Source organism: Pseudomonas sp. SIMBA_068, from assembly GCF_046534705.1.
In the GTDB taxonomy this organism is placed as follows: Bacteria; Pseudomonadota; Gammaproteobacteria; order Pseudomonadales; family Pseudomonadaceae; genus Aquipseudomonas; species Aquipseudomonas putida.
On record NZ_JAWRYI010001878.1, the window covers coordinates 1 to 229 of the forward strand.

A 229-nucleotide genomic window follows, 5' to 3' on the forward strand; every position below is an offset into this window, starting at 1 on the left:
GCCCTCCTGCTCATCCTGCCAGCGCAGCCAGTCGTGCCAGTAGGCGCGTGGACGGAAATAGACCCAGCGGTGAAACCACTGCGGGCTGTCCGGCGCGCGACCATAATAGTGAGCCGTTTTCGGCTGAAACAGCAGCATTTCGCCAGGTTCGCAGTCAAATGCCCGCTCGCCGTCAAATACCCGCCCTTTACCTTTGATAGTGAGATTCAGAATGTAACCTTTCATGCCG

The 229-nt window shown here is 57.6% G+C and carries 1 protein-coding gene; it reads right to left on the reverse strand.

The genetic code is table 11. The features are described from left to right. Window positions 1-229 (reverse strand): AraC family ligand binding domain-containing protein (locus tag SB756_RS36285; RefSeq protein WP_410914092.1); only part of this gene is annotated, 229 nt, incomplete at both ends.